The organism is Afipia dichlorophenoxyacetatis, assembly GCF_055386385.1.
Window position 1 is genome coordinate 1896175 of the sequence record NZ_AP029250.1, and the last position, 20543, is coordinate 1916717.

The 20543-nt window shown below is 59.7% G+C and carries 23 protein-coding genes and 1 riboswitch; of the genes, 10 read left to right on the forward strand and 13 right to left on the reverse strand.

All coding sequences use genetic code 11. The annotated features are described in order from the left end of the window. Positions 1-498: 498 nt before the first annotated feature. A complete protein-coding gene (locus tag ACZ5C3_RS08720) occupies positions 499-648 on the reverse strand; it encodes a hypothetical protein (protein WP_464036919.1) in 150 nt (49 codons plus the stop codon). Positions 649-837: 189 nt separating this feature from the next. Continuing rightward, positions 838-1110 carry a hypothetical protein gene (locus ACZ5C3_RS08725; RefSeq protein WP_464044651.1) on the reverse strand — a complete coding sequence of 91 codons (273 nt, stop codon included), beginning with the start codon at positions 1108-1110 and terminating at the stop codon, positions 838-840. A 252-nt stretch (positions 1111-1362) separates the two neighbouring features. On the opposite strand from ACZ5C3_RS08725, the gene ACZ5C3_RS08730 reads away from it, so the two are divergent. Further along, positions 1363-1773, forward strand: coding sequence for an NUDIX hydrolase (locus ACZ5C3_RS08730; RefSeq protein ID WP_464036923.1), 411 nt, complete (start codon positions 1363-1365; stop codon positions 1771-1773). A gap of 83 nt (positions 1774-1856) precedes the next feature. On the opposite strand, the gene ACZ5C3_RS08735 is transcribed toward ACZ5C3_RS08730, so the two are convergent. Continuing rightward, entirely contained in the window at positions 1857-2057 is a 201-nt protein-coding gene (locus ACZ5C3_RS08735) for a hypothetical protein (protein ID WP_464036924.1), read from the reverse strand. Between the two features lie 543 nt (positions 2058-2600). After that, on the reverse strand, positions 2601-3935 hold the full coding sequence (locus ACZ5C3_RS08740; protein WP_464044652.1) for a chloride channel protein: 1335 nt from the start codon (positions 3933-3935) through the stop codon (positions 2601-2603). 293 nt (positions 3936-4228) lie between these two features. Between ACZ5C3_RS08740 and ACZ5C3_RS08745 the strand changes: the two genes are divergently transcribed. Together ACZ5C3_RS08745 and ACZ5C3_RS08750 are read left to right on the forward strand one after the other, a co-directional pair. After that, the gene (locus ACZ5C3_RS08745) at positions 4229-4942 is read left to right on the forward strand and encodes a DNA helicase (protein WP_464036927.1); all 714 of its coding nucleotides are present in this window, start codon (positions 4229-4231) and stop codon (positions 4940-4942) included. A 286-nt stretch (positions 4943-5228) separates the two neighbouring features. Next, positions 5229-6497: an MFS transporter gene (locus tag ACZ5C3_RS08750; RefSeq protein WP_464036928.1), complete on the forward strand. Its 1269-nt coding sequence runs from the start codon at positions 5229-5231 to the stop codon at positions 6495-6497. Between the two features lie 90 nt (positions 6498-6587). On the opposite strand, the gene ACZ5C3_RS08755 is transcribed toward ACZ5C3_RS08750, so the two are convergent. Then, positions 6588-7613: a DUF1214 domain-containing protein gene (locus ACZ5C3_RS08755; RefSeq protein WP_464036930.1), complete on the reverse strand. Its 1026-nt coding sequence runs from the start codon at positions 7611-7613 to the stop codon at positions 6588-6590. Positions 7614-7767: 154 nt separating this feature from the next. Further along, positions 7768-8148 (reverse strand): fluoride efflux transporter CrcB, encoded by a 381-nt coding sequence (gene crcB / locus ACZ5C3_RS08760; RefSeq protein WP_464044653.1) that lies wholly within the window; start codon positions 8146-8148, stop codon positions 7768-7770. A 29-nt stretch (positions 8149-8177) separates the two neighbouring features. Next, a riboswitch (Fluoride riboswitch) is annotated at positions 8178-8240 on the reverse strand. A gap of 297 nt (positions 8241-8537) precedes the next feature. Between crcB and ACZ5C3_RS08765 the strand changes: the two genes are divergently transcribed. Then, complete coding sequence (locus ACZ5C3_RS08765) at positions 8538-9722, forward strand: threonine/serine exporter family protein (RefSeq protein ID WP_464036933.1); 1185 nt, start codon at positions 8538-8540, stop codon at positions 9720-9722. Positions 9723-9755: 33 nt separating this feature from the next. On the opposite strand, the gene ACZ5C3_RS08770 is transcribed toward ACZ5C3_RS08765, so the two are convergent. Further along, on the reverse strand, positions 9756-9899 hold the full coding sequence (locus tag ACZ5C3_RS08770; protein ID WP_464036935.1) for a hypothetical protein: 144 nt from the start codon (positions 9897-9899) through the stop codon (positions 9756-9758). Between the two features lie 419 nt (positions 9900-10318). Between ACZ5C3_RS08770 and ACZ5C3_RS08775 the strand changes: the two genes are divergently transcribed. After that, positions 10319-10546 carry a hypothetical protein gene (locus ACZ5C3_RS08775; protein ID WP_464044654.1) on the forward strand — a complete coding sequence of 76 codons (228 nt, stop codon included), beginning with the start codon at positions 10319-10321 and terminating at the stop codon, positions 10544-10546. 2 nt (positions 10547-10548) lie between these two features. Here ACZ5C3_RS08775 and ACZ5C3_RS08780 read toward each other — a convergent pair whose 3' ends face one another. Together ACZ5C3_RS08780 and ACZ5C3_RS08785 are read right to left on the reverse strand one after the other, a co-directional pair. Continuing rightward, positions 10549-11001 (reverse strand): hypothetical protein, encoded by a 453-nt coding sequence (locus tag ACZ5C3_RS08780; protein WP_464036939.1) that lies wholly within the window; start codon positions 10999-11001, stop codon positions 10549-10551. 385 nt (positions 11002-11386) lie between these two features. After that, complete coding sequence (locus ACZ5C3_RS08785; RefSeq protein ID WP_464036941.1) at positions 11387-11938, reverse strand: GFA family protein; 552 nt, start codon at positions 11936-11938, stop codon at positions 11387-11389. Between the two features lie 265 nt (positions 11939-12203). On the opposite strand from ACZ5C3_RS08785, the gene ACZ5C3_RS08790 reads away from it, so the two are divergent. Continuing rightward, complete coding sequence (locus ACZ5C3_RS08790) at positions 12204-13601, forward strand: metal-dependent hydrolase family protein (RefSeq protein WP_464036943.1); 1398 nt, start codon at positions 12204-12206, stop codon at positions 13599-13601. A gap of 19 nt (positions 13602-13620) precedes the next feature. Here ACZ5C3_RS08790 and ACZ5C3_RS08795 read toward each other — a convergent pair whose 3' ends face one another. After that, on the reverse strand, positions 13621-14166 hold the full coding sequence (locus tag ACZ5C3_RS08795) for a hypothetical protein (RefSeq protein ID WP_464036945.1): 546 nt from the start codon (positions 14164-14166) through the stop codon (positions 13621-13623). 67 nt (positions 14167-14233) lie between these two features. Here ACZ5C3_RS08795 and ACZ5C3_RS08800 point away from each other — a divergent pair, with 67 nt between their 5' ends. Continuing rightward, positions 14234-14446, forward strand: a complete 213-nt coding sequence (locus ACZ5C3_RS08800) for a hypothetical protein (protein WP_464036947.1) — start codon at positions 14234-14236, stop codon at positions 14444-14446. A 25-nt stretch (positions 14447-14471) separates the two neighbouring features. On the opposite strand, the gene ACZ5C3_RS08805 is transcribed toward ACZ5C3_RS08800, so the two are convergent. After that, positions 14472-15569, reverse strand: a complete 1098-nt coding sequence (locus tag ACZ5C3_RS08805) for a linear amide C-N hydrolase (RefSeq protein ID WP_464036949.1) — start codon at positions 15567-15569, stop codon at positions 14472-14474. 501 nt (positions 15570-16070) lie between these two features. On the opposite strand from ACZ5C3_RS08805, the gene ACZ5C3_RS08810 reads away from it, so the two are divergent. Further along, positions 16071-16217 carry a hypothetical protein gene (locus tag ACZ5C3_RS08810; RefSeq protein ID WP_464036951.1) on the forward strand — a complete coding sequence of 49 codons (147 nt, stop codon included), beginning with the start codon at positions 16071-16073 and terminating at the stop codon, positions 16215-16217. A gap of 400 nt (positions 16218-16617) precedes the next feature. Here ACZ5C3_RS08810 and ACZ5C3_RS08815 read toward each other — a convergent pair whose 3' ends face one another. Next, positions 16618-16989 carry a GYD domain-containing protein gene (locus ACZ5C3_RS08815; RefSeq protein ID WP_464036952.1) on the reverse strand — a complete coding sequence of 124 codons (372 nt, stop codon included), beginning with the start codon at positions 16987-16989 and terminating at the stop codon, positions 16618-16620. Positions 16990-17203: 214 nt separating this feature from the next. Here ACZ5C3_RS08815 and ACZ5C3_RS08820 point away from each other — a divergent pair, with 214 nt between their 5' ends. Next, positions 17204-18316 carry an alpha/beta hydrolase family protein gene (locus ACZ5C3_RS08820; RefSeq protein WP_464036954.1) on the forward strand — a complete coding sequence of 371 codons (1113 nt, stop codon included), beginning with the start codon at positions 17204-17206 and terminating at the stop codon, positions 18314-18316. Here ACZ5C3_RS08820 and ACZ5C3_RS08825 read toward each other — a convergent pair. Further along, positions 18313-19719 (reverse strand): FAD-binding oxidoreductase, encoded by a 1407-nt coding sequence (locus ACZ5C3_RS08825; protein ID WP_464036955.1) that lies wholly within the window; start codon positions 19717-19719, stop codon positions 18313-18315. The genes ACZ5C3_RS08820 and ACZ5C3_RS08825 overlap by 4 nt on opposite strands. 381 nt (positions 19720-20100) lie before the next feature. Here ACZ5C3_RS08825 and ACZ5C3_RS08830 point away from each other — a divergent pair, with 381 nt between their 5' ends. Beyond that, positions 20101-20496 (forward strand): cupin domain-containing protein, encoded by a 396-nt coding sequence (locus tag ACZ5C3_RS08830; protein ID WP_464036957.1) that lies wholly within the window; start codon positions 20101-20103, stop codon positions 20494-20496. Positions 20497-20543: the final 47 nt, after the last annotated feature.

The following is a 20543-nucleotide window of genomic DNA, read 5'->3' on the forward strand; positions in this document are numbered from 1 at the left end:
AACGCCGTTGAGAGGCGACAAGCCGGAATTTGAAATGGCCCTTCCTCTTAAAGCTGCCGTGCGCGAAGATGTCCTATCCCTGCAGCGCGCACTCCATGCGTTGGAGGAGGCGAGGAAATCGCTCAAGGAGTTCTCGCGCACAGCCTCGGTAAAGCGTGATCCATCTCTCGCGGGATCGGTGGATGCAATCCGACAGAGGGTAAAGAAGGCGCGAAAGCTTGGCGCGTCGCTTGCCGAAACATGGACGCAAAAACAGAGCTAGCCTGGCGCGATCGGGCTCCTCCTCAAGCTCTGGCGAGCTTCAAGAGTTAACGTCTCGCCGAGCCCGCAAGCTTCAGCATCGATATGGCGCTGCAGAAGATGCGTCGCCGTGTGCATCACGCGCGTGCGTCATTGCGTGGCCACCCGCCCGGCTGTACCGGGCGGGTGTCCAAGCCTCTCGGGGCCCGATTGCGGTACGCAATACAGAAGTGTCCGCAATCGCGAGAGGAGCAAGTCTCACTTCATGATGGCTGCGTAGTAGATGACAGTTACAATCAGTGCGAAGCCGCCAAACGCGGCTACGCCAAGGCAAATACGCTGTGGGAACGCGATCGTTTCAAAGTCTCGGCACTCGATCTGTTCCCGAATGGTGCGCTGGTTACTCATCACGCACGCCCCCAGGCCATAAACATCGCATGCAGGAAATGACATTTCCCACTTGATGGCTGGCAAAATTTACTGTGAAGTTACCCACATAGATTGAGCCTACGGTGTGGAAAAAGCGAGTCCTTTTTTCAAAAAACACTTGATCTGGCCACGATACCGCTTCTATCGCGCAGTGCGCGTCATTATTCATTATACCAGTGCGGTGACGCGTGTTTCGCCTCTCCCGCTGGTGGTTTTCTCGCGGTGGTATCCATCGAGCACCGCCGATGACCTCAGAAAAATTTGAATCGAATGCGACGCGCTCAAATTATTTCGAAGTCTCCCGGCTTCCGTGACGGAATCCCCGCTGAGGTTCTTCAGCTCGAACAGCAAACGTAGCGCCGCCTTCTTCTGTGCGGTTTGGATCTGCGAACGGGTCTCGGTATCGTACACGGTGACGGACCAGAACAGCTTGCCTGGCAACAGGCAGTGGGGACAGTGAGGCTGTAGCGCACGGGCTGCCTTGAACCAACGCCGATGTGCCTTACCAATGATGGCGCGACAATTTACTTGCGGTGTTCCGTGCTGCGGGCGCCGTAGGTCGCACGGCGGAGTTGCACAAGCCTGTGCAGGACATTAAGTAAACCTAATGATTTTGATCGACGCATTTCCGGAATCACCGCAATTTAACTCACCTGATGGTTTTCCCGCTGACACCCGTGGTTGAACGTTAGAATGGCAAAGTCCTCGAAGCTCGTTGTCGCGAAGCGAGGCCGCGTACTTCTGGTGCGCCGGCGGCGCGATGGCTTGTGGATGTTTCCCGGCGGCCGGCGCCGCGGCGGGGAGAGCGAGAAGCGCTGCCTGCGTCGTGAAATCAAGGAAGAGTTGCCGAAGCTGAAAGTCGGGCGGCTTAAGCTCTGGAAAGATGTTCGCGTAGAGAACAAGTTCTCAGGCCGCAGGATGAGTGACGCCATCTTCCTGGCGGACAAGGTCTCCGGCGAGCTCGAGATCGGCGACAAGCGGGAACTCGATCGCGTCGGCTGGTACAAGCCGCGCGGGCTGCGGCTGACGGCGACCTCACGCTATATCAGGGACAAGCTGTTTCCCCGGCGCAGCAAGAGCAAGGCGCGGCGCAAGACCCGCTGAGCGGATCGGCTTGTGGGCAGGCGATATCGGGCCCGACAAACCCGGTCACGCACAACACGCGTCGCGATGTCCGGCTTTCAAAACTAGTGATAAGCGGACGCCTCTACGGGCGGGTCAGCAGGAGATGGTTCTTTGGTCAGCAGGGTCTTGACCGTCTCCTCGCGCTCCCGGCGCTCCTGCGCGCGAAAGGCGAGTTCGGCCTGTTCGAACGTATCAAGCTCGCGCTCGATCTGTTGAATGAGTTCCTTGTCGTCGCTGAGCCATGGTTCTGAATGCATCGACATCGAGATCTCCAAACGCATCACGCGGTACGCTTCACACGCTACTTGTCACTCTGTGTAGCTTGGCACGCTGTGTCGCTTTGAACGCTGTATAGCTTGGCACGTCGTGTATTCGCACGCTGTGTCATCTGCGTCCGATGATCTAGTGGTCCGATTCTAACATTCGCATCCCGCTTCAGCAGGCACTTCCTGCGAATGTTAGAATCAAAGGACCACTAGCAAATACAGGTTTCTAGTGGAGTTTTGGATTTGACATTCGCTTGACGAACTCGCGGTCGGATGGGAAGCGAATGTCAAATCCACTCCACTTGCATCATCGGCATTGTCTCGTTCGGCAGTCTAAAAACTAAACCGCTGCCGTGGCTGGCAGCAATACTGAAAATGGCTGCTTATACTGCCCGGCCGACCACTCATGCGCGTGATCGGCAACAGAATGATCGACCGGGCCGCGCGCGGCCAAAACCCCCGTCGGGTCGGCACAGCGAGTCCGGACAGTCAAATCCGTGTGGTGTTCACCGTCAAGTGTGGAACCGGAATTGTTATTCTTCAGCGCGTGTCTGCCACATTGATGGCCGGTGGTGTTTGCGGCGTCGCCGGGAGATAGCGTTTTGAGAGCGCGTGATAGACGCTTTCCGGGCAAATGATTTTCGACGTGCTATTGGCGATCAGCACAGTGAGCATGATCGGAATGATCAACGCATGATTTTCCGTCATCTCGGAGACAATGACGAACGACGTGATCGGAGCCTGAACGACGCCGGTCAGATACGCCGCCATGCATAGGATGCCGAGAACGGCGACAGGAACGTTCGGCAACAACAGCGCGAGGTCGCGTCCGATGCCGGCGCCGACGGACAGCGACGGCGAGAACAGGCCGCCGGGAATGCCGCTGACCGACGACAACGCTGTGGCAATCAGCTTGAGCGGTGCAAACGCTGCGGGGCTGTCCTTGCCCTCCAGAATGGCACGCGCCTGCTCATAGCCGGTCCCGTAAATGTCGACATGGCCGGCCATGGCGCAAAAGACGATAAACAATCCGCACAGGATCGCAAACGCAATCGGGTATCTCTTGATGAGTGCGCCAACGCGGCCGGGGAGCCCGCGCGAAACCTCGATGACGAACCGGCTGAAGATCCCACCCGCCAGGCCGCAGACGACGCCCGCCAGCGGCACGGCGATCCAGCCAGGGCCGATGGGAAGTGTCGCAAGCGTCGAGCCGAAATAGGCGTAGTCGCCGACCAGAGCGAGCGACGTGAGGCCAGCCGCGATCACCGTGCCGAGGATGAGGCCGCTGGTACGGATCTCAAACGAGCGGCTCATTTCCTCGATCCCGAAGATAATGCCAGCTAACGGTGCGTTGAAAGCAGCCGCCACGCCGGCCGCGGAACCGGCGAGCAACAGACCCGGCTGGCGATGTGGCTCCAGGCGGCCCAGCGCGAACATGGTCGCCGCGCCGACCTGAATGGTCGGGCCTTCGCGGCCGGCAGACGCGCCGCACAGCAATCCGAAGGTCAGGAGTACGATCTTGAAAATCGCGGTCGGAATGGAGACCAGCGTCTGGCGGACGGATTGCGTATCGATCTGATGGGCGGCGATCACCTGCGGAATGCCGCTACCGGCTGCGTTCGGCGCATACCGCCGCGTGGCCCATGCCGAGAGACCAAGGCCGAGGGGGGTGATAATCAGCGGCGACCACCAATAGGCCGTATGCATTGTCCGGAATAACGCCTGCGCCAGATCGGCGAGATAGGCGATCGCAACCGCAATGCCGCCGACGGCGAGGCCACCGGCCACAAAGAAGATCCGCCGTTGCCAGCGTGGCATCCATTTGAAACGAAATGTTTTGCGCAGAAAACGAAGAAGGAGGGAAGCTTTGGGCATTCGGTTGAAATATCGGCAATCGCATGCGGGCGCTACATCAAACTGAGCAGGGCCCGGTTGCGGGTTCGGCGCCTTTCGCTCTTTGCGCTTGATGGATTCGTGTATTTGCAGAAGGTCGGCAATTTTCCCCTCGCGGGAATCGGCTATAACTCGATCTCGGCGCGGCCTACGCCTCCTCCCTCCATTGGGAAAGTATCATTTCATACAGGGCCATTTCAGTCATCGAACCAACTGTTCGGGCACCAAGCATAAGGAGGGATTGTGGTCATTGCTCGTAATAGGAGGTTCTTAAGATGCAACTCTCTGCACCCATTTATCAATTAAAGCGCAAGGCGAAGCTTTTATCGCGCGAAGAAAAGATTCCGCTGCACGACGCGCTCAATCGGATAGCCTCACGGGAAGGCTTTGATAGCTGGAGCTTGCTTGCGGCCAAAGCCTCCGCAGTTACACCTGCTGAGAAGTTATTTGCTCGATTGGCTCCCGGCGACCTCGTTTTGGTGGGAGCGCGTCCAGGCCATGGCAAAACTCTGATGAGCCTCAACCTCGCCGTGGAGGCAATGAAGTCCGGCAATCGAAGCGCGTTCTTCACGCTGGAGTATACGGAAAAGGACGTGCTGGATTGTTTTCGCGCGATCGGGGTCGAGCCGGCGCGTTTTGATGGCGTATTCGAATTGGATAACTCGGACGACATCAGCGCTGACACCATCGTGAAGAGGTTGGCTGGCGCGCCGCGCGGCACCCTGGCAGTTATAGATTATCTGCAGTTGCTCGATCAGAAGCGCGAGAATCCGGAATTGATGGATCAGGTTCGCACGCTGCAGTCATTTGCACGTGAGAGAGGATTGATCTTCGTCTTCATCTCTCAAATTGATCGCTCGTACGATCCTCTGACAAAGCCGTATCCCGATCTGGGAGATGTCAGACTGCCGAATCCTCTGGACCTGAGGCTGTTTACGAAGACCTGTTTCCTCAACAGCGGTGAGGTTCAGTTCCGCGCGGCAGGTTAGCGCGTAACGATCAGAATATTCGCAAGCCTTAGTGGCTCTTCTGCTCGGGGTCTTTGTCTGAGAAGGCTGCCGATCAGGAGAGTTCCACCGATGAGCGAGCCCGGACGATGGAAGGGGATTCCGTAATCAGCCGACCGGGCTCGCTGCATTTCGACAGCGAGGCTTGAATAGCAAACAGAAGTTAAGATTTAGCCGTCCATGCGCGCGGCATTTGTCAGCGAATTTCGTGACGTGCGGAACTTTGGTCGAGGTTCCCGGTTCCCCATTGGGCTTCAAGAACCGTTGCATGGACAAATCCAACCTTCAAAGGTCGCACCGCTCTCTCGATGCCGCGAATTTCTGTCTCGCCGATGTCCGCGACGGCCTGGATCCATATCTCGCGATCTATCTTCTCACCGAGCAGCATTGGGACGAGGCGCGCATCGGCGTCGTGATGTCGATCGCCGCCATCGCCGGGATTGTGGCGCAGACGCCTGCCGGCGCGCTGGTCGATGCGACACGGGCGAAACGTGCGCTGATGATCGTGGCCGCCATCGTCGTCGCAGCCGGTTCGCTGTTGTTGCCATGGATGCATGGCTTCTGGCCGGTGGCGATGTCGCAATCGGCCGCACAGGCGGCGGGCGTGGTGTTTGCGCCAGCGATCGCAGCGGTGTCGCTCGGCATCTTCGGCCACGCCGGATTCACACGGCGGATCGGCCGCAACGAAACGTTCAACCACGCGGGCAACGCCTGCGCGGCGGCGGCGGCTGGGGCGCTCGCCTATGTGTGGGGACCGAGCGTGGTCTTCGTCGTTCTCGCCGTGTTGTCTTTGTGCAGCATCATCAGCATTCTGGCGATCCCGGCCAAGGCCATCGACCACGATCTCGCCCGAGGTCTTGATGACGGGCAAAAGCAGGATGAGACGGTCTCGGGCCTGAGCATACTGCTGACCTGCCGGCCGCTGCTGGTGTTCGCCGCCTGCACAGTGCTGTTTCACTTCGCCAACGCCGCCATGCTGCCAGTGGTCGGGCAAAAGCTCGCTTTACAAGACAAGAACCTCGGCACCACGCTGATGTCGACCTGCATCGTTGCCGCGCAAATTGTCATGGTGCCGGTGGCGATGCTGGTCGGTGCGAAAGCGGATGCATGGGGCCGCAAGCCGCTGTTCCTGGTGGCGCTCATGGTGCTGCCGTTGCGTGGTGCGCTCTATGTGCTGTCCGACAATCCATACTGGCTGGTTGGCGTGCAACTGCTCGACGGTGTCGGCGCGGGCATCTTTGGCGCGATCTTTCCGGTCATCATCGCCGACCTGATGCACGGCACAGGACGTTTCAACGTCGCGCAAGGCGCGGTGATTACGGCGCAGGGCATCGGTGCAGCCGCGTCTACGGCCTTCGCAGGTCTCATCATCAGCAAAGCGGGATACTCGGCTGCATTCCTAGCGCTTGGCGGCGTTGCCTTGATCGGCGCGGTGCTCTTTGCTTACGCGATGCCGGAGACGATGGAGCAGGGCGCAACACCACACGGTGGGGAACGCGCGGATGCTCTCGCGTCACCCGCCGCGCCGTCGTCCTGATCTCCGTCGCCCGCAAGAGCCGTCGTTCATACCTACGCGCATGCGCCGATAGCCAAAGGCGATGGCGCTCATTCGTTTTCGCGACGTCGCTCAAGCCGGATTTGCCGGCTTGGCCTCCGGGAATTTCCATTTGCCACTGAGAATTTCCGGGCGCGGGCGATACATCCGCACGGTGTAATTCCAGCCTTTGGTGATCGGCAGGCAATTGGGAATCTTGCCGTCGCAGCCGCCGAACTGCACATCCACCGAACCATCCGGGTTCTTCTTGGCTGTGAGGTCGTTCAGCGAATAGGCGTTGTACTTGTTCGGCTCGAAGAAGCCCTTGTCGTTGTAGACGCTGATCGACCAGAACGCCTCCACCGGCACGTTCTTCACGCGCAGTTTGTAGACGGTGTTGCCGTCGTTCTTTGCCGGCGTGAAGCTGGCATAGGCGGCGTCACGGTCCGGATTGCCGCCCCAACCAGCAGCGGTGCCGAGCAAATGGCGGATAGGATCGACCTGACCCTTAGCGCCGAAAGCGTTTTTGAAACCGTCAGCGGTGGAGGCGAGCACGAGCAAGGCGTCGCGCACCTTTTTCTGTGATGTCTCCTCCCAGTTCGGAATCTCAAATTTGCCTTCCGCCTTCTGCTGGACCGTGATCGCGTCCTGCAGCGCATGTACTTCTTTCAGGTCGTTCGGCTCCGTCGGGTTCACCAGCGTACGCACGCCGACCATGACATAGCGCGTGCCGGCCTTGTCCTTGGAGATCGTGAGCTTGCGGGGCGCATAAGCCACCGGGATGGGAACGTAATGATCCTGGTTGATGACCTGTGCTGACATGAAGCGCTTGCCGCTATTCGGGAGCGTGACCGTCACAGGGCCCGCATCGAGATCGAACGTGCCCCACGAGTAAAGCGTATCGCGGTTCATCCGGATCACAGTCTGCTTGTCGATTTCTGTCGGCGTGCGGTTGTGTGCGAACTTGCCGAAGCCGCCATCCTTCGTGGTCTTCGCCATGTACATGTCGGACTCGGCCCGTGGGAAATTGTCGACGGTGACGGGTCCCGGCGATCCTGATTGTGCGTACGCAACGGAAAGGGAAGAAATCAAAGCAATTGCAGCGAAAATTGAACGCATTCTGTCGTCCTCCTGCATGCCGAGGACAGCAGCATAGCAGAGAGAGATGACAGGAGGAGAGGCTAGATCGATCGCGCGGTCGCAGTCACGCGATGAACGGCAGCACTGCGGACGCGACCGCGCGTTTGTAGGTTTCTTGTGGAGGCTTGCGTGCTTACAGCGCGCGGACGATTTGCATCGCCGCGATCAGTGCGCCGACCGACAGCACCACCGAGGCGATCATGTAGGCCATGGCCGAGAAGCTTTCGCCGCGCTCGACGAGAACCCAGGCATCGAGCGAGAAGGTGGAGAAGGTGGTGTAGCCACCGCAGATGCCGACGGTGAGGAAGATGCGCGCTGCCTGTGGCAGGTCCCACTTGCTGGCGAACAGGCCGACGAACGCGCCGATCAGGAATGAGCCGGTGACGTTGATGATCAGCGTACCCCAGGGGAAGTTGGTGCCGAACAATTTGCCGGACCCGATGCCGACCAGATAGCGCATCACCGAACCGGTCGCGCCGCCGACGGCCACCGCCAGAATGAAGAGGGGATTCATACGCTCATGCTCCTGCCCGCGCTCTCGCGCGTTTTGTAGGAGTCATCAGCCACCATGGCGGTTGTCGGGGGCACCCCATCCCCATCACTCTATATAGGGCTTTATTTACCCGCCGCCGGGTTCCGGTTCAAGGCGGAACCAGTGCTTTGTTGCCTTCGGAAGTGGACGTCGAGGGGCGGTCTGGCGACGGGAAGGGTTGATTCAGGGGGAATAGGTCTGCCCAGCGCGGTCCGCGCCTTGCCTCACAGCGGGCGATGCATTTGCGATAGATCAATATCCGCCAGGGTAACGTTCTGTGTCGTGGCCGCACGATGAAGAACACGGCTTCGGAGAGCGATAGAAGAAATAGCGCGCCCGTCGCATCAGCGTGCGACGCTGTCGGCGTATTGATGCAGTTCGCCGCCATGATGATCGGCGCCGGAAACACCGCAACACGAACGCGCGAAATGATGGACGCGATCGCGAAAAAGATGGGCCTTGATAGCCTGGCGGTGAGCTTTTCACTCGACAGCATCACAGCCAGCATTCGCTGCTCAGGGGAATGGATCACGGCAGTGCGCGAGACCGGGCCTCCATCGGTCAATGTTTGGCAGATTGCGGAGTTGGAGCGGCTTGTCAAAACGCTTGGACCGGAGCCGTCGTTGCGAGAAATTGAACTCAAGCTCGCGCATCTCAAATCCACGGCTCATCACTATTCCATGTTGCAGATTGTGGCCGCTGTCGCCATGGCGAGCGGGGCTTTTGCGTTTCTCAACGGCGCCGCCGCGCCGGAAATGATGGCGGCGGCTATCGGCGGCGGAGCTGGCCAGTGGTTACGTATGAGGCTATCGCGCAGCCATCTCAATCACTACGGAACTGCCGCATTGTCTGCCGCTACGGCATCCGGGGTGTTCGTGATCGTCGGCGGGCTGTCGGGATTGCTTGGTTTGAAATTTACGCACTATCCGGCGGGTTTCATTTCGTCCGTGCTGTTCCTGGTTCCTGGTTTTCCTCTGATCGCCGGTTTGTTCGATCTTCTGCAGTACCAGACCGTTGCCGCCGTCAGCCGCTTTGCCTACGGCGCGATGCTCTTGCTTTCGGTCGCTTTGGGGCTGAGCTTTGTGATCGCAATTGCGGGAATTGACATATCGCGCCAGCCACCGCTTGAAGTTGCGTATTTACTGAAATTTGCCCTGCGCGCCGTTCTCAGCTTCGTTGCGGCCGGGGCTTTTGCAATGCTGTTCAACACGCCGGCGCCCATTGCGGTAGCCGCCGGTTTATTGGCTTTGGTTGCGAACAGCCTGCGTCTGGTCCTCAACGACATCGGCATGATGCCGGCTCCGGCCGCATTTTGTGCGGCGCTGGTTATCGGGATTGTGGCCATGCTGACCAATCGTCACTTCAATGTGCCGCGCCTTGCAATGACGGTCTCACCAATCGTCATCATGATACCGGGTGTCTTCGCATTCGAGATGATCGTGCTGTTCAACCACGGACGAATGGTCGAGGCTTTGCAGGCATCTGCGTCTTGCGCGTTCGTCATCGGTGCTTTGACGATGGGACTGGCGACGGCGCGGTTTTTCAGGCCGAAATGAGTTAACTACGCGCCTGCAACGACGCTTGTCCCGTCACTTGCCCTGTTTCGGCGCCGTGCCCGTGGCTGCGCCGGGCTGGGCTTCTTCACACTTCGGGCACACCAGCGAGCGGCGACGGCCCTCGAAGACGACCGTCATCTCCGATTGGCAGCGTGGGCAGAGGTCACGTGTCGTCATTGCGCTCTCAAACATTGAGGCGAAAGCACAAAACTTTCAGTCACCGGTGATGCCAAAGCGGGGGCGGTGATGGAATCGAGGATAGGCCGGGTTCCATCCGGATGCGAGCCCTGTTTACAGGCATGCTAGTGCGCTGGATTTGACGTTCGTATGAGCATGCGGCGAGTCCTGATTACGAACGTCAAATCCAAAAGCGCACTAGTTTCATCAAGTTGCCTAGTGTCCCTTCTGGTTCTAACGTTCGCAAACGAGAGTGCTGCAAAGTAATGCGAACGTTAGAACCGGGACACTAGGTCCGGTTCCCGACCCTGTCTTGAAGGGTTCCAGTGTGCATCGTTGCCGCACCCACTGCGCTACCTCTCGACAGGCGGGAACTTGCGCGACATCCTGAGCGGATTGCCGATCAGGATTTTTTTGAAATGTTTGGACCTTTCAGATTGCACCCGGAGCTCGGGGGCACGGTGATTGTGAATCCGAGCGAGGCCGCGATGTTTATTCAGCGGCTGAACGCGGCAGACAAGGGCAAGCCGCACTGGCGGCTCGCCATGAGCATGATCGAGACGGCAGCGAGTTCAGAGGAGCAGGAGGAGCGGGCGGCAAGCGCCTTCGCCACCGCGCTCAGGACCGAAATGTGGCTCGAGGATTGATCTCACCTGAAGCCGAAAAAGCCTTGGAAGAATGACGGTTGCGCCCACGCTTGGCGCTGCATGTATTGCTGCCGCGGCGGATCGTGACGCGCGATCTTGCGTGGTTTCGGCTTCGGCTTTGACGCGGCAGGCTTGGGCTGATCGACCTGCGCCATTGCCTCGACGCGACGGTCGCCCGTATTAGCGGCGGTTCCGTCAACCTTCGCATACGCCGCTTCAACCGGCTTGCTCGTAGCCATTTTCGATGCCGGTGGCGGCACGATGGTCGGCTGGCTGGTGTCGTAGACGACTGGAGCTTCCGTGACCCTGTTCGACGTGATGCGGATAGTGCTGCGATCAAATCCCGGCGCGTTCGCCTGCATCGGCGCCGGTGGCGGCGGAGCATAGGCATTGATCGCGAACAAGACCGCGATCAGCGCAGCTCCAACATAAAGAAAATAACGGAAGACAGGCATTTGACACCGGACACAAACGCAAAAGACGCTAACAACACTGACGCCGAGAAGTTTCCGACATACGAAAACACTCAGCGCATTCAAGTTGTCTCACAAAGTTTTGTTCCTCGTGGTTAAGCGGCCAGCGTTCACTGCTGCGTGAAAGCGCTCCGTTCACCATCATTCTTTAGACTTATGACGTGCGACGCACGCGCGAGGTTCGATGGTGGCCGACAAAGCGAGCGGCGCGAATTGTGGCAACGCGCTTGAGCTCACGCTTCGTTGCAGGGAGCGACAAAAACCTGCCCGTCTTTAAGGCGGCGAATTGCGTGTGTCCAAACGGTGGGCAGAACAGCTCTCTGAGCGACAGCAGCGGTGACAGATGTGTTCGGCGTCGCGCGTTGGCTTATTGTGCGCGGGCGGCAGTCTTTCCGAGGGAGACAACGGGCCTGCGGAATCCCATCGCGACCCAGGCGCCGAGCAGCTTCAGGATAAATTTGCCGGGAGGACCGGCATAGACAGGCACGTCATTCGCGAGTGTCACGCCCGCGGGCCGTTCCTTCGTCATCATCCGCATCTCGAGGGGCGGCGCACCTTCGGAAATGCGATCGCGATAGACCGACAACCAGTGTCCTTTGGTGAAGTCGAGAAACATCGCCGAATTGCAGCACGTGGAAACGACGCGTCGCGTCGGCGACTCCGGCCTGAGCCGGCGCTCTTCAAGATACTCCTGTCCCATGACGCAATGGACGCGGTCCTTCCGGTAGAGGACGAAGCTCGTTCCTCCATCGGCACCGAGCACCGGCGGCGCGAATAGCAGCTGCTCGATCTGATGTCCGGCTTGTTGGCAGCTCGTGCAATAGCACACCCCGGTCAGGATCGGCGCGCCGATCGCCTCGAGCTTGACCTTGCCGCATTGGCATATCGCAGAAAGATATGTGTGCTGCTTTTGGCTCATGACATCCCCATTCATGAGTTGGATTTGAGACAACTATTCTGTCGGCAGTGTGAAAGTTCGGCAACAGATCATTCGCTGCACTGCGTTCATGCTTGATGATATTAGCGCGTGCATTTCCTGCGCGTTGTAAGCATTTCATTTTAATCGATGTGTCCGAACGCACGACATGTGAGATAGGGCGCAACCGTCAGGGTTGGCCTATCAAACGATACGCGGTAGCATGAGTTCTCTTCGTGGACTGCTTCAACCTCCCTGGAGGATCATTATGACGTCCATGTTACCCCGCCGGCTCGGTTCGGCGGCATCAGTTGTTGCGCTGTTTTCTTGTCTGTTCGCCGTTGCAGCAAGCGTGGCGCAAGCCCAGCAAGCTCCTCCACAAACTCAGCAGCCCAGCGGTCCGGTTACGCTATTCGAAAATGTCAGAGTGTTCGACGGCACCGGCACGCCGCTGTCCGAGCCGACCAACGTTCTGGTGCGCGGCAACCTGATCGAGAAAATCACCACCGCGCCGATCCCGGTGGATCGCATGGCGACCACCACCATCGTCAATGGTGGCGGGCGCACGTTGATGCCGGGGCTGATCGATGCGCATTGGCATGCGATGCTGATCAGGCTCAATCCGTTGCAGTCGATTCACGGCGACGTCGGCTTCGCCAATCTCGCGGCCGGTGCGGAAGCGACCGACACACTGATGCGCGGTTTCACCACCGTGCGCGATGTGGGCGGGCCCGTGTTCGGTCTCAAGCAAGCCATCGACGCGGGCATTCTCCCAGGCCCGCGCATTTTTCCTTCCGGTGCAATGATCACCATCACCAGTGGCCACGGCGATTTCCGCCAGATGTCCGATCTGCCGCGCACGATTGGCTCGCTCACGCGCATGGAGCAGATCGGCGGCGCCATGGTTGCGGACAGTCCGGACGAAGTGCGCATGCGTGTGCGCGAGCAACTGATGCAGGGCGCGTCACAGATCAAACTGACGGCGGGTGGTGGTGTATCGTCTCCGCACAGTCCGCTCGACGTCACCACCTTCACGGAGGAAGAACTGCGCGCCGCGGTGCAAGCCGCGAACAACTGGGGGACTTACGTCACCACCCATGCGTTTACGCCGGAAGCGATCCAGCGCTCGGTGGCCGCGGGCGCAAAGTGCATCGAGCACGGCTTCCTGATGGATGAGGCGACCGCGAAGCTACTCGCCGATAAAGACATCTGGCTGAGCCTGCAGCCGATCGCCGAGGAAATGGTGAACAACTTTCCCGAGGGCTCGGTACAGCGCGTCAAGGCAGGCGTGGTGTTCCAAGGCATCGACAGGACGTATCAACTCGCGAAGAAGTACAAGCTGAAGACCGCGTTCGGCACCGACATTCTGTTTTCGCCTGCGCTGGCACAGCGCCAGGGCGAATTGCTCACCATGCTGGTGAAGTGGTACACGCCCGCTGAGACGCTCGCCATGGCCACAGGGACCAATGCGCAGTTGCTGGCGATGTCCGGCAAGCGCACGCCCTATCCGGGCAAGCTTGGCGTGGTGCAGGAGGGCGCGCTGGCGGACCTGCTGCTGGTGGATGGCAATCCGCTGGACAACATCAAGCTGATTGCTGATCCCACCAACAACTTCAAGGTCATCATGAAGGACGGCAAGATCTACAAGAACACGATGACGCGGTGAGCAAAGGTATGGAGCGCTATCACTGCGCTCTTTTTACCCGCTCAGGATACCAACCGGTGAACTTCACGGCCGCGATGAGCGCGACGATAATCACGATAACGCCCAAGCGGTGCGACATTCCGGGCAGATAAAGCAAAGCCAGTTCAGCGAGCACCATCACGGCAAATGCGAGAGCCCAGGCAGCCGTGATCACGTAATTAGTACGGATAAATTCCGGCCGATCCCAGTACTGCGCATCGACGGTTTCTCGCGCATATTGCAAGGTGAACGGCTTTCCAATCACCATCGAGATCAATACGATCAAGAATAGTCCGGTGTCGACAAGCAGCCTCACTCCAATAATGGACCAGGCTGGTTGAGCCACATAGGTATAAATCGCGAGTCCAGCGAAAAGCGTAAATGTCCCGATTTCCAGAATTTTGGCTGAGCGGCCAGAGGCGATAAAATCTCGCGCTATCAAAATAACGGAGGTCGCGGCACCGGCCATCAAACCAGCCGAAGAACCTACGAGTCTATCGACAATAGCGAAAACGATAAACGGCGCGAAAGCCAAAAGAACGCCCATCAGGCCCCTCCAACCCCAGATAGCCGATGCATAGCCTAGCATCCGGGCCACTGAAGGAAACGGTAAAATGGCAGTGACGCCAGAGACGCCAGGCACCTCCGATGCTCTGCTCACCCATCCCGAAGAGATGCGGGCCACCTTCGATCTGCGGGTCGGCAAGAGCATCAATCTGAAAGGCACGGCGCGCGTGACTCCGGCAGGATTGATTTGCGCTGGGATTGCTGGCGTTGCAATTCTGGTCGCCGCTACGGCGTTGGTCCAAGCCGCGCGGCGCGCCTAAGCCGGCGCTTGGTCGTCGGGATTCGCTATCTATCCGTCGCGGGCAGAAAGGCGAACGGCTTGGCCGGCTCGAATTTGCTCGCGGCGTTTCCGGCATAGACCTTGCCGCCGGCCACCGTCAGCTTCATGGGCGGCGCGCCTTCCGTGAAGTTGAGGTTTGACAACGGCACCCAGAACGCATTGGGGCTGGTCGCGGAGTCGAAATACACGACCTTGTTCTTGTGATCGTGAACCACGCGCCACAGCGTCGAGGAGATGTTGGGCTTGGTCGGGTGCTTCACGCCGAGTGGTGTGCCGACAGAGCGCACGACGCCGAGCACGCTGGCCACTGCCTGGCGCTCGAAGGTGCCGCCGGGCACGGCGCTGATGGTGTTCGGATCAAGCTTGGTCGGAACGGCGCCGATCAGGAACGAGGCGCGGACAAAGCGGTCGGCGGCGCTGATCGAGCCGGGCAGGAAGGTGAGGGGATCGACGCCTTTCCAGTATTTTTCGATGGCCAACTGATCGTCGAACTTTGGCGAATTTGTCATCACCCGGTAGTCCTTGCCATGGTGGACCAAGAGCTTGCCGTCGAGCCATTCGAAGATCGCGGAGTCGCCGTTCGGGTCCGACAGTGACATGTGCACGGTCGCGCCTTTTCCATTGGGGAGTGTCGGCGCGATGATGCGGAAGGTATCGCCGCGCAAGGCCTCGACGGCTTCCGCGACGGTGGCGAAATTGTCCAGCACATACTGTCCGGCGATCATGACGGACATGGTCAAGCGGTTGTCAGGCTTGCCGTAGTCGGACTCCGCGAGGTAGAGCCCATTCATCACTAGGCCTTTCTCGTTCATGCCGTCGGCAATGCCCGCATCATAGGCGGATATGCCGAGGCTGCCGTACTTCGATATCCACGTCATGCTGTTGGGGCCTGCAGCGCCGTCGCGCTTCTGGCCGCGCGGAAACACCCACAGGTTCGAGTGCATGTCCTCGCCCCAATCCATGGAGCGCCCGGTGATGACCAGCCCGCCGTCGCCGACGTAAAGCACCCGTGTGCAGGCCTCGGCGAGACCAAGGCTGGCGGCGGCAAACATGATCGCCGCGAGAGCCGGCGCGCATGTCGTCAACTTCGATCGCAAGACCATTGTCGTCTCTCCCGTTCGATAGCTGTTGCCGTGTGCGCTGAAAGTACCTCACCCGGTTCGACGAAGCTTGATGAAGATTTGCCGCAACAAGACCAGCCTTTGTGGCGCCCGCAATGTCACGCCATCTCCGGTGACGAACGCGAACTCACCGCGCCGTATTGAACCGGATGCTGAAAACCCGCGACCAATGAACGTGCAGGTATCGAGGTACTTGCATTCCATCACGGGGTGCGATTGGATGCCCTGCGGTCTGGGGGGATCGAGGAAATGAGTGCTACAGTTCCGGAGGAGGCCCGCAAACAGGGTTTCGTCCATAAGGCATTGGTGCTGCTTCTTTGGATTGTCAGCGCATTCGTGCTCTTTTGGCTTCTGCAAGCCGTGGATTAGCGCGGATACCGGACGCGGGCCTTTGCCAGCGGTCTTTGCCAAGCGTCGTTGCGTCGGTGGTGATACCGGCCTTCACCATCCCCGCCGTCCTTCAGCAACGAGACTTCGGTATCCATGCTGTGGCTTGGGCTATGGCTGATCACCTGCATCGCCGTGACGCTTCTCGTTCCGGAATTCACGACGATCGCGGCATTCATCATCTTCGCGGTGAAGGGCATGAAAGCGCGATGGATGCGACGGCGCGCAGGCCATGCAAATTAGTCACACCCGCGAACATTGTGCGGATGTTCATCGTGCGTTCACAGGAGTTGATGAGGGCTGCCCATTATCCGCCGTATGATCACTGCATCAATGACCGCATGAGTTTGGGGCCAGAAGATTTGGGGCCGGGAGACTCGGGGTTGGAAGACTTGGGGTACGGGGGCGTTGGGGAGAGCGTTGTGCTCCGCTCTTAAGGAGAGCCGCTATGCCAGCATATAGTCAGCAACAGCATCATGCAATCCATGCGCCTATGATGGTGTGTCCAAGCTGCAACCGCCTGCCGATGCAGTTCACGAACGTTGAGCCACACTGGAGCGCCTCAAAGCTCGATCTGGTGTTCGAGTGCCCGGAGTGTTGCCACGAAGTGCGCGAGACAGTGACAAAACAATAACAGAGGGCCTCACGCGTCGCCGGGGGCGATGCCGACGCCGTAATAATCGGCGCGGCCGGCCGATCTGAATTTTCGCGTCAATTCGCCTGCGCGCTGGAACGCCTTCGTCGTATCGCTCGCGCTGAGCGCGACAGTGGTGGTGATGTCGGTGAGGCTTCCGCCGGCGGAGGCCGCGAGTACCGCTGAGATCATGGTCGGCTCGTCCGGCGCTTCGGCGATGAGCAGCCAGTCGTAGTGTCCCAGAGTTAGATACCAGCCGATCAGCCGGCCACCGGCGGCGGCGAATAGTTCTGCAACGGCTTCCGAGCGGTCTTCAGGCTTCGCGGTCATGCCGCGGATGGCGGCGGATGTGTAACGGCCTTGCGAGATGTAGATCGTCATAAGGATCTCCTCTGTTCACGCTCACTTCCAACATGGCATTCCGCGCTCTAAGCTCAAGATGAGTTATACGCTGATCCCGCCACGTTGGAGTTCAACCATGTGGAGCGTCTCTCGGCATCGATCAGTTCAGTTCGCTTTTTTGGTTTTATGTATTGCGGGCCACGCTTTGCCTGCTGCGTCGCAAGAAAGCACGATATCGCCGGCGGCGGTGACGGTGCGTGCGCCGGATGCGTTCTATGATCCACCCACTGGGCGTCCGGGCAAGCCGGGCGAATTGTTGCGCAGCGAGCCACTGAAAGATGTGACCTTGCCGTATGGCCTGCGCGGCTGGCGCATTCTCTACACCACGACGATTGACGATCAGACGCCCGCGACTGCTGTCGCCACAGTGTTCGCACCCGGCAACATGCCGGAAGGTCCGCGCCCCGTGATCATGTGGGAGCACGGCACCATGGGCCTGCTGCAGAAGTGTATGCCCTCGCTGACCTCCGCGCCGACCATGGGCATTCCCGCGCTTGATCACATAGCGCGGGCCGGATGGGTGATCGTCGCGACGGATTATGCCTTCGCGGAGAAGGGTGGTCCGCATCCTTACATCATCGGCGAGGGCGAGGCGCGCTCGGGCCTCGACTCTGTCCGTGCGGCGCGGCAGATGCCGGAGTTGAACCTCGATCCACGCACGGTGGTGTGGGGCCATTCGCAAGGCGGACATGCCGCGCTGTGGACCGGCATCGTCGGTCCGCGTTACGCGCCCGATGTCGAGATCGCGGGCATCGCGGCCATCGCGCCGCCGGGCAACATGCTGGATCTGTTGAACATGAACCTGCCGCTCGACAAGCGGCTCGGGCCGTATCTGGCGATGGCTTACAGCCGCTTTTATCCGGATATCAAATTCGATGACGTTGTGCGCCCCGAGGCGCGCGCGGCGGCCCGCGAGATGACAAGTCTCTGCGGCTTTCTTCCGCTCGAAGACCCGCCGCGGATGATGACACTTGCCGGGACATTCGACGGCCGCGCGCTGGCCATCAGGATCAATGCGGCACTGGATGCGCGGCTGGCGCAGAACACGGCGAAAGATCCGATCGCAGCACCGCTCGTGATCGCGCAAGGCTTGTCGGATGTCGTCGTGTTGCCGGACGCGACGACCATCTATGTCAAGCAGCGTTGTGCCGCCGGCCAGCAGATCGACTACTGGACGTTCATGGGTATCGATCATGGCACCATCATCCAGCCCGGCTCGCCGTTGGAAGCACCGCTCGTCGCGTGGACCATCGCGCGCTTTGCGGACGATCTGCAGCTTCCCGGCTGCGAGCGGAAGGTGTTTTAATCTGCGGGCGGGATGTTGTGGTTCATGCGAAAGAGATTGAGTGGATCGTATCGCTTCTTGATTGCGGCAAGCCGGTCGTAACGCTCAGTGCCGTAGATCGCGCGCAGTTCCTCAGGCGTGGTGCCTTGCTGCGCACTGAGCAGGTTGGGTGACGTCTCCTGTTGTGCCCAGGGGGCGACCGCGTCCATCAATGCGGCGAGTTGCCGCTCGAACACCGGCGCAAGATCAGGAGGACCGCCTCCCACGCCGAGCAGCGACCAGCGCGCGTCGCGGCCGGGCAGGGCGTCCGGCACCGCGGGCGCACGTTCCAGCGCCCCGCCGAGCGGCCGCAATACGGCGAAGCCTAAATCGGTGCGTGAATTGGGACCAAGCAAAGCGAGCAGAGCGTTGGCGGCTTCGCTCGTGAAGCATCGCAGCATGGCCGCGCGCTCGACCCACGGCACCGGCGCGGCGGGCTCAATGAACAGCGAACCCGCCTCGCGGTAGGGCATATCGGCCATGGTGTCGCGCAGCGTCGGTGCAATTGCGCGCATCGGCGCGAGAACGCCGTCCGATTCCTCTTTCGAGCGCAGCGAGGAGAACCGCACGTGCATCACAAATGTACCCTGTAGCCATTGCGGCACTTCGGGTAGCGAGGGCAAGCGCATGAAGGCGATGGATGAACTCATCTCCGTTGGCAGGTTGACGACCCATTCCCGCCAGCGGTGCAGCACTTTCGCGGCGTGTTCGCCCGCAAAGAAAAGACCGCCGCCGTAGAACCGCCTGATCGGGAACAGCGTGAACTCGAGCGTGGTGACCACACCGAAGTTGCCCTTGCCGCCGCGCAGCGCCCAGAACAGATCCGGCTCCGAGGACGCCGTAACGTGCCGTAGCTCGCCATCCGCAGTGACGATCTCGATCGCCTGGATGTGATCGGACGCATAACCATGCGTGCGGCCGAGAACGGGGCTTGCTCCGCCGCCGAGGTGATAGCCGATCACGCCCACGGTCGGTGACGTCCCGCTCACCGGAGCGAGGCCGTATCTGTCAGTCTCGTTGAGAACCTGTTGCCAGCGGATGCCGCCTTTCACGCGGGCAAGGTTGCGTGTGGGGTCGATCTGCAGCGCGTTCATCCGCGACATATTGATCAGCACCGCGCCATTGGCGGCGTGCACCACCTGATGTCCCGTGGTGAGCACGGCGATCGGCAACTCGCGGTTGGCGGCGAAGCGCACCGCGGCCTGCACGTCCGCCGCGCAGATGGCGCCGACGGCGACGGCCGGGTGCACAGGAGTCATCAGATTGAAGGTGGCACATTCGGTTTGGAAGTCGGCGTCATCGGGCATCAGGACCAGACCGGCAACGCTTTTCATGAGACCGGCAGTTTCGGCGTGACTAAGCACAGCCGTATCGAACACGCTCATACAATTGCCCCTATGAGATCGTGATGGCGGATGCGGCGCGTCTTTCGACACGCTGATCACATCATTGGAGTGGGCTTGCTTGCGGGTGTCCGGTCTCGCGAACAACTGTCGCGACAATCCCGATGAGGCTCGCCGGGTGTGTCTTCCTTGTAAGATAGATAAAGGAACACGGTCCAATCAAAGGGGTGTGAATCGAAACGGCGCCGTGCTCGCGTCGCGTTGCGCGTGATGTGATCTCGCAAGAGCCGGCGCTGCTTGAACTGAAACCGGAAGATCATGGCCTAGACCGCAATGCGGATCATGGACCTTCTACAGAGAGCCACGCAGCTGCATGATCGAGCGCGTGGGATCATTACCAGCGTAACGATGAGGAGAAGTGTTATGCATCGATCGTCGATATTCGCTTGTATCTTTGCAGGACTGTTATTCAGCTCGGCTGGCGCTTCCGCGCAAGAGGCGACCAAACTGAGCGAGCTTGTTTCCGGTATGCCCAAGGGCGAAAAGCAACAAATTCGCGTGCTGACTGCCACCCTTAAACCGGGCGAGAAATCCGTTTTCCATACCCACCGTTTCCAAGTGAGTTTGTACGTGCTGGAGGGCGCTTTCACGCTCGAACTGGAGGGACGTTCGCCGGTCACGGTCAAGGCGGGCGAAGCCATGGTCGAGCCGCCACACGTGAAGATGGTCGGTTACAATTCCAGCACAACTGAACCGATGCGCGTTGTCACCTTCTACGTCAGTGATCCCGACACGCCTTTCCTCGATCCGATTCACTAGACAGTGCTGGCGATGAGTCTGTCAGGTGAGTTAGCCCAAGCGTGGGA